Origin of the sequence: Streptomyces koelreuteriae (genome assembly GCF_018604545.1) — a bacterium.
Taxonomy (GTDB): Bacteria; Actinomycetota; Actinomycetes; order Streptomycetales; family Streptomycetaceae; genus Streptomyces; species Streptomyces koelreuteriae.
The window spans coordinates 7,577,833-7,592,266 of record NZ_CP075896.1; the positions used below are offsets into that span (position 1 = coordinate 7,577,833).

9 protein-coding genes are annotated in these 14,434 nt (G+C 73.0%); 7 read left to right on the top strand and 2 right to left on the bottom strand.

The window, feature by feature from the left end:
* Positions 1 to 56: 56 nt before the first annotated feature.
* On the bottom strand, positions 57 to 605 hold the full coding sequence (locus KJK29_RS34185; protein WP_215123041.1) for an HAD domain-containing protein: 549 nt from the start codon (positions 603 to 605) through the stop codon (positions 57 to 59).
* A gap of 280 nt (positions 606 to 885) precedes the next feature.
* Here KJK29_RS34185 and KJK29_RS34190 point away from each other — a divergent pair, with 280 nt between their 5' ends.
* From KJK29_RS34190 to KJK29_RS34215, 6 genes are all read left to right on the top strand, one after another.
* Positions 886 to 3,963 carry a SpoIIE family protein phosphatase gene (locus KJK29_RS34190; protein WP_215123042.1) on the top strand — a complete coding sequence of 1,026 codons (3,078 nt, stop codon included), beginning with the start codon at positions 886 to 888 and terminating at the stop codon, positions 3,961 to 3,963.
* A gap of 190 nt (positions 3,964 to 4,153) precedes the next feature.
* Complete coding sequence (locus tag KJK29_RS34195) at positions 4,154 to 5,722, top strand: sugar ABC transporter ATP-binding protein (RefSeq protein WP_215123043.1); 1,569 nt, start codon at positions 4,154 to 4,156, stop codon at positions 5,720 to 5,722.
* Positions 5,719 to 6,792, top strand: a complete 1,074-nt coding sequence (locus KJK29_RS34200) for an ABC transporter permease (protein ID WP_215123044.1) — start codon at positions 5,719 to 5,721, stop codon at positions 6,790 to 6,792. Before KJK29_RS34195 ends, KJK29_RS34200 begins: the two co-directional genes overlap by 4 nt.
* A gap of 81 nt (positions 6,793 to 6,873) precedes the next feature.
* A complete protein-coding gene (locus KJK29_RS34205; protein ID WP_215123045.1) occupies positions 6,874 to 8,037 on the top strand; it encodes a substrate-binding domain-containing protein in 1,164 nt (387 codons plus the stop codon).
* Between the two features lie 112 nt (positions 8,038 to 8,149).
* The gene (locus KJK29_RS34210) at positions 8,150 to 9,256 is read left to right on the top strand and encodes an NAD(P)/FAD-dependent oxidoreductase (protein WP_215123046.1); all 1,107 of its coding nucleotides are present in this window, start codon (positions 8,150 to 8,152) and stop codon (positions 9,254 to 9,256) included.
* Positions 9,257 to 9,415: 159 nt separating this feature from the next.
* Positions 9,416 to 10,816 (top strand): cytochrome P450, encoded by a 1,401-nt coding sequence (locus KJK29_RS34215; protein ID WP_215123047.1) that lies wholly within the window; start codon positions 9,416 to 9,418, stop codon positions 10,814 to 10,816.
* A gap of 213 nt (positions 10,817 to 11,029) precedes the next feature.
* Here KJK29_RS34215 and KJK29_RS34220 read toward each other — a convergent pair whose 3' ends face one another.
* Positions 11,030 to 11,635, bottom strand: coding sequence for a response regulator transcription factor (locus tag KJK29_RS34220; protein ID WP_215123048.1), 606 nt, complete (start codon positions 11,633 to 11,635; stop codon positions 11,030 to 11,032).
* Between the two features lie 101 nt (positions 11,636 to 11,736).
* Between KJK29_RS34220 and KJK29_RS34225 the strand changes: the two genes are divergently transcribed.
* Positions 11,737 to 14,427 (top strand): alpha-L-rhamnosidase, encoded by a 2,691-nt coding sequence (locus tag KJK29_RS34225; RefSeq protein WP_215123049.1) that lies wholly within the window; start codon positions 11,737 to 11,739, stop codon positions 14,425 to 14,427.
* The last annotated feature ends 7 nt before the right edge of the window (positions 14,428 to 14,434 follow it).

Here is a 14,434-nt window from a genome sequence, read left to right on the forward strand (position 1 = left end):
CTCTACGACTTCCACCGCCGAGAGCTGTGGCGGGCCGCTGTCGATTGACCATGGAGTCAGCCCAGGCCGGTCGCCCATGCCGTCAGAGTGGTGAAGTCGTCGATGACGAGACCGCGTCGGGGGTCGACCCGGTGCAGTAGGGCGGGACCCTCGTGGTGCTCCTTCACCCAGACGCGATCCGCTTCGGTGATCTCGTCGTCGATCCAGGCGAATGCCCGCCCTTTCGCCCACGCGACGATCTCCGGCGTCTTCCAGAACACACCGCCGCCGGGCTCGGCGCGCGGCGCGGACCAGGCGAGGAAGGGCAGCTCGGGCAGTCCCAGGACCGGTGCGACGAACGTGTTGACTTCTTCCTCCCACGTCGTCGCCCACACCAGGTCAAAGGGAAGCGCGTCCAGCGCCGGGCCGTGATGCGGGTTGAGCCACACGCGCAGCGGTTTCACCGGCTTGTTCGGTAACCCCCACGCAGTCAGCCGACGCCGCTCAGCAGCCTCCCAGCGAGGTGTCAGCAGCCGGTGCGTCTCGTATCCCGCAGGTCGTCGGTGAGGCTTCGCGGCATACGGATTCAGAGGCCCGTCCACATCCACCAACAGCACTGGACGCATTAGCTCCCCCCCCCTTGACGCTGCCGCGCACGGTATCGGCCGATGACGAGACTGCCCAGCGAAATTCCGGGAGGCGGCGAGATCCAGTAGATCGGGGCTCCGGGTGGATGGGGCGATCTTGAGGTGACAGCAGCCGAAGTTTCTGGGGCAGAGACCCTCGTTCGGATCAAGCCCTGGCGGGTCAAGCGAATCGTGACTCATGACCGCAATGCCCGTATCCTCATCAATGCACGATTCTTTCCGATGAGCGGATTCATCGCAGGCGCAAGTGAGGCGAAGCGTGGTTCGGTCCGGCGAGGAACCCAAGCCGGCGGGGCGTGCGACTGACGGCACGGGGCCCGCCCGACCTCGCGAGCGGTTTCTCCAGGGCGAGTCCGTCGAGGCGGGCGTACGGGCGTCCATCCTGAACTCGTGGCAGCGCTGCCGGACCCTGGGGCTGTCGCCGGACGAGTCCGATCTGCCCTACCGGGAGGACTTCGACCCGGGGGGCCGTATCGTCCGCGCGGCCGTTCCCGTGCTCGACCGGCTGCAGTCCGCCTTCTCCGGCAGCAAGGTCAACATCTCGGTCGCGGACGCGAACGGGACGGTTCTGCTGCGCCGCTTCGGCGATCCGGCGATGGCCAGGGAGCTGCCGGCGATCCAGCGGGTCCCCGGGTTCGTCTTCGCCGAGCGGGTGGCCGGGACGAACGGCATCGGGCTGGCCCTCGCTGAGCGGCAGCTCATCCGCGTCCACGGCGCCGAGCACTTCGCGGAACGCGCCCAGCAGAGCGCCTGCGTCGCGCTTCCCGTCCGTGATCCGCTCAGCGGCCGCATCGAGGGCGTCCTGTGCTTCGGCTATCCGCGCGGTTTCGACCGCCCGGCGCTGGCCGCGGCGATCCGCCGGGCGGCCGAGGCCATCGAGCGGCGGCTGCTGGGGCAGAGTTCCGCGCACGAGCGTGCGCTGCTGCGGGCGTATCTGGCGGCCGGGGCCGGGGTCGAGGGTGGGAGTGGGGTCGTCGGGCTGCGCGGCGGCGTCTCGGCGGGTGCGCCCGTGCACGTATTCCAGCCTCGTGACCAGGCGGTCCTGCGGGAGAAGGCGGCCGAGCTGATCTCCCGAGCCCAGCGGGCCGCCGTCGACGTGACCCTGCCCGACGGGCGGCGGGTGACGCTCGTGAGCCGTCCGATGACGAGTGCGTCCGGGGTGCAGGGTGTCGCCATCGAAGCGGTGCCGCACGACTCCTCGGCGAGCGGGTCACTCCTCCTTCCGCAACGAGCCGACGACCTGCCGAGCCTTCCCGCCGTCCCCGCCGCCCCCCTGACCTCCCGGTCCGCGATGTCCCTCCCGTCCGGGCACCCCACCGGCCCCGGCCCGGTCCTCGCGGCCGACGGCGGCAGGGGAGCCGGGCAGCCCGGCGGGGGTGTCGCGGGTGACGGCGGCCAGGGGGCCGTGGCTCCTGGTGAGGGCGTCGCGGGCGACGGTGATCGCGGCGCCGCCGGGCTCGGTGAGACCGTCACGGCCGGGCCGGGCGATGCCGTCGCGCCTGATGGTGATCGAGGACCAGCCGGACCCGCCGGACCCAGCGGGACGGTCCCGGGCGGACCGGACAGACCGGGTGACGCCGTCGTGGCCGACGGAGGGCGCGACGCCATGGGCGATCGCCCCGACGACACCTTCCCGGCCCGGGCGCTCGTGATGCTGGGGGAGCCGCAGGTAGGGGCCTATGCCCTGGCCGCGCGGCGGCGGCTGGAGTTGTTGTCCGAGGCCAGTGCCCGTATCGGCACCACCCTGGACGTGCGCCGCACCGCCGAGGAGCTGGCCGAGACGGCCGTTCCGCGACTGGCCGACTTCGTCACCATCGACCTGCCCGACGCCGTCCTGCGCGGCGAGGAGTCCGCCGACCCGCTCGCCGACCTGCGCCGCACGGTGCTGTACGGCGCACGCGAGGGCCTGCCCTTCACCCCGCCCGGCAAACGCATCGACTACGGTCCGACCTCGCCCCAGCTGCGCTGCCTGAACGGCCGCGAGGCGGTGCTGGAGCCGGATCTGAAGGCTGCCGCGGGCTGGCTCGCCCAGGACCCCGAGCACACCGCGCGCCTGCTGGCCCACGTCCACTCGCTCATCGCGGTGCCCCTGCTCGCCCGCGGTGTCCTCCTGGGCATCGCCAGCTTCTACCGCGCCGGGAGCTCCTTCGGCGACGACGACTGCTCGCTGGCCCAGGAGCTCGCCACCCGCGCCGCCCTGTCCATCGACAACGCCCGGCGCTACACCCATGAACGCACCATGGTCCTGGCCCTCCAGCGCCGGCTGCTCCCGCACGGTCTGCCCGACCAGGACGCCGTCGAGGTCGCCCACCGCTATCTGCCCGCCGAGTCCGACGTGGGAGGGGACTGGTACGACGTCATCCCCCTCTCCGGCGCCCGCGTCGGACTGCTCGTCGGCGACGTCGTGGGTCACGGCATGCTCTCCGCGGCCACCATGGGACGGCTGCGCACCGCCGCGCGCAGCTTCGCCGAACTCGACTTCCCCCCGGACGAGGTCCTCGTCCACCTCGACAACCTCGTGGGGAGACTGGACCGTGAGGACCCCGACGGCAAGGGTGCCGGGGTCATCGGCGCGACCTGCCTCTACGCCGTCTACGACCCGGCCTCGCAACGGTGCCTGATGGCCCGCGCCGGGCACCCGCCGCCCGCACTCGTCCACCCCGACGGCACCGTGACCTACCCCGACCTCCCGGCCGGGCCCCCGCTCGGCCTCGGTGGCCTGCCCTTCGACTCCGTCGAGGTCGACCTCCCCGCGGGCAGTCAGCTCGTCCTCTACACCGACGGCCTCATCGAGGACCGCAACCGCGACGTCGACGTGGTCCTGGAGCAGTTGCGTACGGCCCTGGCCCACCCGGAGCGCGCGCCCGAGGACACCTGCCAGGCCGTCCTGGACACCGTGGCGCCCGCGCACCCGCACGACGACATCGCCCTGCTCGTGGCCCGCGTCCACGCCCTGGACTCCGACCGGATCGCCACCTGGGAGCTGCCCGCCGACCCGGCACTCGTCGGCGAGGTCCGGGCGGACGCCATGCGGCGGCTGACCGAGTGGGGGCTGGAGGAGACCGCGTTCGCCGCGGAGCTGATCCTCAGCGAGCTGATCACCAACGCCATCCGGCACGGCGCCGGGCCGATCCGGGTGCGGCTGCTCTACGGCCACGCCCTGATCTGCGAGGTCTCCGACGCCAGCAACACCGCCCCGCATCTGCGCCGGGCGGCCAGCACCGACGAGGGCGGACGCGGGCTGTTCCTCGTCGCGCAGCTCTCACAGAGCTGGGGCACGCGCTACCTCCCGGAGGGCAAGGTCATCTGGGCCGAATGCGGCCTCGACGCCGCGTGACCCGGGCCGCGGCCCGTTCGAGCCCGTCAACCCGTGCGAGCAACCCGTGCGAGCCGAGCGGCCCCCTCGACCTCAGCTCCCCGCTCGACCCCAGCCCCCCCGTTCGCGCCGAGCGCCCCCCGGGAGCCACGGCATCCCCACTGGAGCCACAGCACCCCGTGAAATGACCGAAATGCTGTAATTTGATCGAGTGCGCGACGCTCCCGACACACCGGCGAAGGCGGCCTCGCCCTTCGGACCGGAGCCCTTGGTCCGTATCCGCGGGCTCAGCAAGCGGTTCGGCGGGACCGTCGCGCTGGCCGGGGTCGACCTCGATGTGCACGCGGGCAGCGTGCTCGCCTTCCTCGGGCCCAACGGGGCCGGAAAGTCCACGCTGATCAAGGTGCTCGCCGGGGTGCATCACGCCGACGCCGGGCAGATCACGGTGGACGGGCAACCGCTCGGCAGCCCCGTCGCCACCCGCGGCATGTCCTTCATCCACCAGGACCTCGGTCTCGTGGAGTGGATGACGGTCGCCGAGAACATCGCCCTGACCACCGGGTACGGGCGCCGGACCGGGCTGATCTCCTGGCGCCGCACCCGGGAGCGCTGTGTCGACGCACTGCGCGTCGTCGCCGCCCACCTCGACCCCGACGTCCCGGTCTCCGGGCTCGCACCGGCCGACCGCTCGCTGGTCGCCATCGCCAGGGCACTGGCGGCGCGCGCGAAGCTCATCGTCCTCGACGAGCCGACCGCCCGCCTGCCCGCCACGGACAGCGCCCGGCTCTTCCACGTCCTGCACGAACTGCGCGACCGCGGCCACGCCGTCCTCTACGTCAGCCACCGCCTCGACGAGGTCTACCAGGTCGCCGACACCTTCGCCGTCCTGCGCGACGGCCACCTCGTCAGCCACGGCAGCCTGACGGACCACAGCCCGGCCCGCCTGGTCCACGACATCGTCGGTGAGGAGAAGACCCTCGCCGCCCGTCCCGCCCCCGCCTACTCGCCGACGCCCCCGGCGGCAGGCACACCCCCCGTCCTGACCCTCGACTCCGTACGCACCCCCCTGGCCGGACCCGTCAGTCTGGAACTCGCGCCCGGAGAGGTGCTCGGGCTGGTCGGGCTCTCCGACGCCGGGCACATGGATCTGGGCCGGGCCCTCGCCGGCGACCGGCCGATCCTGGGCGGCAGGGCCGTACTGCACGGACGGTCGTACCACCCCCGTACGGTCGCCGAGGCCGTCGGTCTCGGTGTGGGGTTCGTGCCGGGGGACCGGCTCCGGGAGAGCTGTCTCGCCGAGCTGAGCGTGCGGGAGAACCTCCTGGCCAACCCGCGCGCGGGAGGCGTGCCGGGACCGCGCTGGATCGGGCCCCGGCGCGAACGCGCCACGGCCGCCGCTCTGATCGACCGGTTCTCCGTGCGCCCCCGCGACAGCGAGACCCCCATCGCCACCCTCTCCGGCGGCAACCAGCAGAAGGTCGTGATCGGCCGCTGGCTGCGCACGGACCTGCGGCTGCTGATCCTCGAGGAGCCGACCGCGAGCGTGGACATCGGCGCCAAGGCCGCGATCCACCGCCTGCTCGACGAGGCCCTGGAGGCAGGGCTGGCGGTGCTGCTGCTGTCCACCGACTTCGAGGAGGTCGCGAGCGTGTGCCGGCGCACCCTGGTCTTCGTCCGCGGGGCGGTGACGGCCGAGCTGAGCGGCAGGGCGCTCACCGTCGCCGGGCTCACCCGGGCCGCCTCGGCCATGCCCCCGTCCACTACCGCGACGCACCCATGAAGAGCCCACGGACCCGACCGCGCAGGCAGGGCGGGCACCACATCGGCGCCTACGGCCTGCTCGCCCTCACCGCCGTGCTCTACCTGGTCTTCTCCCTCGCCCTGCCGAGCACCTTCCCCACGCTGGACACCCTCGACTCGATCCTGTCCAACCAGTCGATCCCCGCCGTCATGGCGCTCGCCGCCATGGTCCCCATCGTCACCGGCGCGTTCGACCTCTCCATCGGCTACGGCCTGGGCCTGGCCCATGTGATGGTGCTGCAGCTCATCGTCAACGAGTCCTGGCCCTGGCCGCTCGCCTGCCTCACGGTGATCGCCGGAGGCCTGGTCGTGGGCGTCCTCAACGGCGTCATCGTCGAGTTCGGCCGTATCGACTCCTTCATCGCCACCCTGGGGACCGGCAGCATGCTGTACGCCGTGACCGGCTGGATCACCGACGGCAGCCGCATCGTCCCCGGCCCGCAGGGCCTCCCGCCCGCGTTCACCGACCTGTACGACTCCACGTTCCTCGGCCTCCCGGTCCCCGCCTTCTACGTGCTCGCCCTCGCGGGAGTCCTCTGGCTGGTGCTGGAACGGCTGCCGCTCGGCCGGTATCTGTACGTCGTCGGGTCCAACCCGCGCGCGGCCGACCTGGTCGGCATCCCGACCCGCAAGTACACCGTCTACGCCTTCGCCGCCTCGGGCCTGATCGTCGGCTTCGCCGGGGTGCTGCTCGCGTCCCAGCAGCAGATCGGCAACCCGAGCGTCGGCCTCGACTATCTGCTGCCCGCCTTCGTCGGCGCCCTCCTCGGGTCCACGGCGATCAAGCCCGGCCGCCCCAACGCCCTCGGCACCGTCGTCGCCGTGGCCGTCCTCGCCGTCGGCCTCACCGGCATCGCCCAGCTCGGCGCGGAGTTCTGGACGGTCCCGCTGTTCCACGGCGGCACCCTGCTCATCGCCGTGGGCCTGGCCGGATACGCCGCCCGGCGCAGGCTGCGCGGCGGGGCCGCGGCACGCGACTCGCCCGCCACGCCGCCCCCGCCCCCGTCCTCCCCGACGCCCGAGGCCGGAACGGCGGGCACACCCCCCTGACCCCCCGGCACGTCCCGCGACTCCCGGCGCGTTCCGACCCCTGGCACGTCCCGCCGCGTCGATCCCCTCCATGGAGCTCCCGTGCACCGCAACCACAAGCCCGCCCCCGCGGTCCGCACCGCCCGGCTCGCCTCCTGCGCCCTGCTGGCGACGGCGGCCGCCCTCGTCGGCTGCGAACGCGGCTCCTCGGACGGCGCGGACGAGACCGCGACGGGCCCGAGCGGCTGCCCCGCCGTCCACGCCAGGGCCCAGGCCGCCGTCACCCGGGCGGAGCGGACCGACATCCCCTGGGGCGGTCCCACCGACGGCCCCGAGGCCGTGTCGGGCAGGACGATCGTCTATGTCGCCCAGACCATGACCAATCCCGGCGTCGCGGGCGCCGCGAAGGGCGTGCGGGAAGCCGCGCGGGTCATCGGCTGGGACGTCCGGGTGATCGACGGCGGAGGCACCCCGGCCGGTATCCAGGCGGCCATGAGCGAGGCCGTGGCCCTGCGGCCCGCGGGCATCGTCATCGGCGGCTTCGACCCCGACTCCACGGCACAGCAGGCCGCGCGGGCCAACGCGCAGGGCATCCCGCTCATCGGCTGGCACGCGGTCCCCGAACCCGGCCCCAGCCGGCAGCCCGACCTCTTCACCAACGTCACCACGAGGGTCCAGGACGTGGCCCGCATCAGCGCGCAGTGGATCATCTCCGACTCGGACGGCCGCGCCGGGGTCGTCGTCATCACCGACGCCTCGATCCCCTTCGCCAGGAACAAGTCCGACCTGATCAGGAAGGAACTCGCCGCCTGCTCCGGCGTGCGGGTGCTCTCGGTCGAGAACATCCCGATCCCCGACGCCAGCAGTCGCACCCCCCGGGAGATCTCCTCCCTGCTCTCCCGGTTCCAGGACCGCTGGACGCACTCCGTCGCCATCAACGACCTGTACTTCGCCGACGCCGCCCCCGCCTTCCGCGCGGCCGGTGAGAAGGGCTCGGGGCCGCCCTTCAACATCGGCGCGGGCGACGGCGACCCGTCCGCCTTCCAGCGCATCAACAGCGAGCAGTACCAGGCCGCCACCGTGCCCGAGCCGCTCACCCTCCAGGGCTGGCAGATCGTCGACGAGTTCAACCGCGCCTTCGCCGACCGCCCGGCCAGCGGATACACGGCCCCCATCCACATCGCCACCGCCGGAAACAGTGAAGGCGCCTCGACCTGGGACCCGTCGGGCTACCAGGCGGCGTACCGCGAGATCTGGGGGAAGTGACGGCCGGTCAGGGTGGCGATCCCTTCACGGAACATGCACGGAACCTCGGAATCCCTTTAATTTTCAAGGGTTAATCTCACCGTCAGACCCCACCAGGCACAGGAGACTCGGTGTGTACGACGGCGACGTAGTGGTGATCGGCGGCGGCTACGCCGGTGTCCGGCTGGCGAAGCGGCTGGACGGCCTCGCCCGGGTCACGCTGGTGGACCGCAAGGAGGTCTTCTTCCACCGCGTCGCCTCCCTGCGCGCCGGCATCCGCCCCGAGTGGACCCACACCCCCTTCATCCCGTACGACCGGCTGCTCGGCAACGGCCGGGTGGTCGCGGGCAAGTGCGTCCGCGTCGACACCGCCGAACGCCAGGTCGTCCTCGCCACCGGCGAGCGGCTGCCCTACGACGTGGTCGTGATCGCCACCGGCGCCGACTACCCCGAGCCGGCCCGCTTCACCGGTACCACCACCGAGGAAGCGGCCAAGTCCTTCGCCGAACACCAGCGCAACGTCGCCACGGCCGAACACGTCCTCGTCGTCGGCGGCGGCCCCGGCGGCGTCGAACTCAGCGCCGAGATCCGCCTCGCCCGCCCCGACGCCCGGGTCACGCTCGCCCACTCCGGGCCCGCGCTGCTCGACTCCACGGGCAGCACCCGGCCGGGACGCAAGGCCCTGGCCTGGCTGGAGTCCCATGACGTCGAGGTACGGCTCGACGCCTTCATGTCCCCCGGCAACGACTTCGGTACCTACCGCGACGCCCGCGGCGACATCATCGAGGCCGACCTGTCCTTCTGGGCGACGGGCACCACCCCCAACACGCTCTGGCTCCGACTGGCCGGACTCGGCGACTGGCTCAACAGGGACGGACACGTCAAGGTCGACCGGACGCTGCGCGTCGAGGGCAGGCTCGACGTGTTCGCCGTCGGCGACGTGAACGACGTCAGCGAACTCAAGATCACCCCTGCTGCCCTCGCCCAGGCGGACATTGCCGCCCACAACATCCGCGCCTATCTGCAGAGTTCCGGCAGGCACCGCAAGGAGCCGCGCTTCTACCGGCCGATCCAGCGCACCCCGCTCATCGTGCCGTTCGGCCCGGCCGACGGACTGACCGTGCTGCCCGTGCCTGGCGGCGAGTCCGCCGTCCTCGGCAGCCGTACCACCACCCTGGCCAAGGCGAAAACGCTCATGACGCCCTACATGCGCCGCCAACTCGGCTACACGGCAGCCTGATCCGCGCCGCGCCCCGCCACCGGGCCGCCCTCGTCGCCCCGTCCCATCACCCCACCCCCGTCGTTACCCACGAGTTCGACCTGGGGTAGGGTCCCCACCGTTTCCGGCTACCGGCTGATGGGGTGCCGGTACGGGGCGTGTCGGAGGGGTGGCAAGACGATGGAATCCCAGCGGGGTGACGGCGGATCCGTGGACCTGGACGACACGCGGCTGGAGGCCTTGAGCCCCGAACCGCTGCTGACCCGGGACTACGAGACACGCCCCTCCCTCGTCTACGAGCGGCTGAGGCACGAACACGGCCCGGTCGCGCCGGTCGACCTGCTGGGCGTGCCCGCCTGGCTGGTCCTCGGCTACCGCGAGTCGCTGCAGGTACTCCAGGACAACGACGGCTTCCCCAAGGGGCTGGAGAACTGGCGGGCCCGCTCCGAGGGCCGGGTGCCGGCCGACTGGCCGCTCGGCCCGTCCCTGGAGGTCAACCACATCCTGATCCAGGGCGGCGCCGGCTACCGGCCGCTGCGCTCGGCGTGGGACGTGGCCCTCAAGCCGTTCCAGGACCCGCGCCACCCGCAGGCCAAGCGCCTGAAGTCCGCCGTCACCGCCTACGCCGACGAGCTGATCACCCTGGTGGGGGAGGGCGGGAAAACGGGCGTGGCGGACCTGTCCGCGCAGTTCTCCCGGCCGCTGCCGCTGATGGTGGCGAGCCATCTGCTCGGCTTCCCCGGCTCGCAGGGCGATGACGCGCTGATGGACATGTGGCGCGTGCTCGACGCCGGCCCGGACGCCGAGGCCGCGCTGGAGCGCCTGCTCGCGACCCTGGCGGAACTGGCCGCGGGCAAGCTCCAGAAGCCGGGCGACGACTTCCCCTCGTACCTGCTGGCCGCGCACCCGGACCTCTCGCTCGACCATCTCGCCCGCGAACTGTTCATGCTGCTCGGCATGACCTCCGACCACGTCGGCATCCTCATCTCCAACACCGTCGTCGAGGTCATCTCGGGGGAGGGCAGCGTGCGCGCCAGCCTGTCCGCCGGGATGGTCAGGGAGAGCATGAACCGGGTGGTCATGCGCAAGCCGCCCCTGGTGAACTTCGTCCCGCGCTTCGCCGCCCAGGACACCCCGCTCGGCAAGTACACGATCCACGCGGGCGATCCGGTGTGGGTCTCCTCGGCCGCGGCCCACGCCGACCCGCTCTTCGCCGACCACGTCGCCTCCGGCACCACCATCAGCACCCGGGCGCATCTGTCCTGGGGAGCCGGTCCGCGCCAGTGCCCGGCCAGGGAGCTCGCCTCGACGGTCGCGGCGGCCGGTGTGGGGCGCCTGTTCCAGCGGTTCGACCACCTCGACCTCGCGCTGCCCGCCGACCAACTGCCCTGGCGTTCCTCCCCGTTCATGCGGGGCCTGCGCTCGCTGCCGGTGCGCTACGAACTCGCCTCGGTGCCCGTGCGCCCGGTGGCCGGAGATCCCGCGCCGGGGGTGGCGGAGGAGGTCCTGCCGGACCCGTCCGCCCGGCAGCGCTCCTCGCTGTGGCGCTATCTGACCGGCCTGATCCGCGGCGGCCGCTGACCGCGCGGCCGGTCAGGCGACCGGCCGGAACGCCCACCTCGTATCGCCGTTTCTCCCGGTTCCGGGGTGACGGTCTCACGCCGCACGCGTGACGAACGGTGGTGTTGCGGGGCGCCCCGCCCTGGGATGCTCGTCTCAGATCCCGGGGGAAGGGCGTGAGGGCCCGCGAGAGCCGGGCAGGTACACCTCGATGACCTGCCCGGCTCACCCGGTTCACACCCAGCCCGACTCCCCGGCGATCCGGATCGCGTCGATCCGGTTCCGCCCGCCGGTCTTCCGTGTGATCGCCGACAGATGGTTGCGGACCGTGGCCACGGACAGCGACAGCCGCTCGGCGATCTCCCGGGTGGGCGTGCCGTCGGCGGTCAGCCGCAGGACCTCCACCTCGCGCGGGGTCAGCGGGTTCGCTCCCGCGTCCAGGGCGGCCAGCGCGAACTCGGGATCGACGAACCGTTGCCCCCTGACCAGCTTGCGCACCCCGTGGACCAGCCGGTCGGGCGGGGCGTTGGTGCTGATGACACCGGCGGCGTGCAGATCGAGCATGCGGCGCAGCCGCTCGGGTGTCGTCGAGGCCATCACCAGCAGCAGCCGGCACTCCGGCAGCCGCGCCCGCAGCTCGCCCCGGACGGCGATGTCCTCGCCCGCCCGGGAGTCCACGTCGATCACGGCCACGTCGGGACGGCAGGCCAGGGCGCGTGCCACCACGTCACCGTCGCCGTCGGCCTCCGCGACGACCTCGATGTCGTCCTCACGGGACAGCAGCGCGGCGAACGCTCCCCGCACCAGGCGGGTGTGCTCGACGAGCAGAACGCGGATCACGATCGGATTATCGCCGCCCGCCCCGGGAATTTCAGTTCGGGCCGTATGCGCGACCGGCCCGATTGAATCGATTCATGTCATGCGGAGTGAGGAGCGTTCCCATGCAGGCCGAGGTCACCGCCCCTGTCTTCGAACACCACCGGGAGCCGCTCGGCATCGGCGAGCCCCGGCCCCGGCTGAGCTGGCGCACCGAGACCGATACACCCGACTGGCGGCAGTCGGCGTACGAGATCGAGCTGCTCGACGACGCCGGTACCCGGATCGGCGGGACGGACGGCCCGGTCGCCTCGGACGCGCAGGTGCTGGTGCCGTGGCCCGGTCCTGACCTGGCCTCCCGCACACGGGTCGGGGCACGGGTACGCGTCAGGGACGCCGAGGGCCGGATCTCCGCCTGGTCTCCGGTCGCGTACGCCGAGACCGGACTGCTGGACGCGGCGGACTGGACGGCCCGCCCGGTCGCCCCGCACCCGGACCTGGGCATCGACCCGGGGCGACCACAGCCCGTCGTTCTGCTCCGCCGCTCCTTCCGGCTGCGCGCCCCGGTCGCCGCGGCCCGCCTGTACGTCACCGCCCTCGGCGTCTGCCGGCCGGAGCTCAACGGCCGCCCGGTCGGCGCGGACGTCCTCACCCCGGGCTGGTCCTCGTACCACCACCGGCTGCGCTACTCCACCTACGACGTGACGGAGCACCTGCGCGAGGGCGCGAACGTGCTCGGCGCCCAGCTCGGCGAGGGCTGGTACAGCGGCCGGCTCGGCTTCCACGGCGGCCGGCGGGGCGTCTACGGCGACCGGCCCGCCCTGCTCGCCCAACTGGAGATCCGCTACACCGACGGGAGCCGAGAGACCGTCGCCACCGACGGCCGCTGGCAGGCCGCGACCGGCCCGGCGCTGCGGTCCGAGCTGTACGACGGCGAGGAGTACGACGCCCGCCTGGAGCGCCCCGGCTGGTCCGCACCCGGAGAGTCCGGCGACGGCTGGATGCCCGTCGTCGAACCGGACATGCCCCGGGGCGACTTGGTGGCACCGACCGGCCCGCCCGTACGCCGCACGCAGACGCTGAAGCCCGTACACGTCCTGACCACCCCGGCCGGACACACGGTGCTGGACTTCGGGCAGAACCTCGTCGGCCGGCTGCGGCTCAGGGTGCGCGGCGAGGCCGGGCGGACCGTCACCCTGCGCCACGCCGAGGTCCTGGAACACGGCGAACTCGCCCTGCGCCCCCTGCGGCAGGCCGAGGCCACCGACCGCTACACCCTCAAGGGCGCCCCCGAGGGCGAGACGTACGAGCCGCTCTTCACCTTCCACGGCTTCCGGTACGCCCAAGTGGACGACTGGCCAGGTGAGTTGGACCCCGACGACATCGAAGCCGTCGTCCTGCACACCGACATGGAACGCACCGGCTGGTTCGCGTGCTCCGACCCCCTGGTCGAGCAGCTGCACGCGAACATCGTGTGGGGCATGCGCGGCAACTTCCTGGATCTGCCGACCGACTGCCCGCAGCGCGACGAACGCCTCGGCTGGACCGGCGACATCGCCGTCTTCGCCCCCACGGCCGCCTTCCTGTACGACTGCTCCGGCATGCTCGGCTCCTGGCTGCGCGACCTCGCCGCCGAGCAGCTCGCCCGCCCCGACGGCGCGATCCCGCCGCTGGTCGTGCCCGACGCCCTGCCCGACGGTTTCCCGGACACGGCGAACGCGATCTGGGCCGACAGCGCGGTCCTCGTCCCCTGGGCGCTGTACCGGGCCTTCGGCGACGAGGGCCTGTTGCGCACCCAGTGGGAGTCGATGTCCGCCTGGGCCGACGAACTGGAGCGGTATGTGACGGAGGGCGGTGGCCTGTGGCGCGCCGCGTTCCAGCTCGGCGACTGGCTGGACCCGGGCGCACCGCCCGACCGGCCGGGAGACGCCCGGACGGACGGCGACCTGGTGGCCAACGCCTACGCGGCCCGCACGGCCGAGATCATGGCCGACGTGGCGGATCTGCTGGGGGAGCGGGAGCACGCCGAGCGGTACACACGGCTCGCCGGGCGGGTGCGGGCCGCCTTCGCCGACGAGTTCGTCACCCCGGGCGGCCTGCTCGCCTCGGACGCGCAGACCGCGTACGCGCTGGCCCTGCGGTTCGCGCTGCTGCCCACCGCACGGCAGCGCGAGCGGGCCGGCCGGCGCCTGGCGGAGATCGTCCGCCGGGCCGGGTTCCGGATCGCGACCGGGTTCGCCGGCACCCCGCTGATCTGCGACGCGCTCACCGAGGCGGGCGCGCCCGAGATCGCCTACCGGATGCTGCTGGAGACCGGCTGCCCGTCCTGGCTCTACCCGGTGACCATGGGCGCCACCACGGTCTGGGAGCGCTGGGACTCGCTGCTGCCCGACGGCACCGTCAACCCGGGCGAGATGACCTCCTTTAACCACTACGCCCTCGGCGCGGTCGCCGACTGGCTGCACCGCACCGTCGCCGGGCTCGGGCAGGCCGGGCCCGGCTGGAAGCGGCTGCGCGTCGCACCCGTGCCCGGCGGCACGCTGACCCATGCGCACGCCGCGCACCTCACGCCGTACGGGCGCGCCGAGGCCGGGTGGGAGCGACGGGGCGACACCGTCACGGTCACGGCGGTGGTCCCGCCCAACACCACGGCCGTGGTTCAACTCCCGGGCAGCGCAGCCCCGTTCGAGATCGGGTCGGGCAGCCACACCTTCACTGTGGAGCGCTGTGCGATGCCGTCGTGGCCGCCGCTGCCGCTCCGCCACCCCTTCTCTTCACCGGAGCCGGACGCGGAGGCGGATCCGGTGACGGGCTGACGGAGCG

What these genes read in the sequence shown, in the direction of transcription:
- KJK29_RS34185 (WP_215123041.1), bottom strand. Translation starts at nt 605, where the DNA reads ATGCGTCCAGTGCTGTTGGTGGATGTGGACGGGCCTCTGAATCCGTAT.
- KJK29_RS34200 (WP_215123044.1), top strand. Translation starts at nt 5,719, where the DNA reads ATGAAGAGCCCACGGACCCGACCGCGCAGGCAGGGCGGGCACCACATC.
- KJK29_RS34215 (WP_215123047.1), top strand. Translation starts at nt 9,416, where the DNA reads ATGGAATCCCAGCGGGGTGACGGCGGATCCGTGGACCTGGACGACACG.
- KJK29_RS34225 (WP_215123049.1), top strand. Translation starts at nt 11,737, where the DNA reads ATGCAGGCCGAGGTCACCGCCCCTGTCTTCGAACACCACCGGGAGCCG.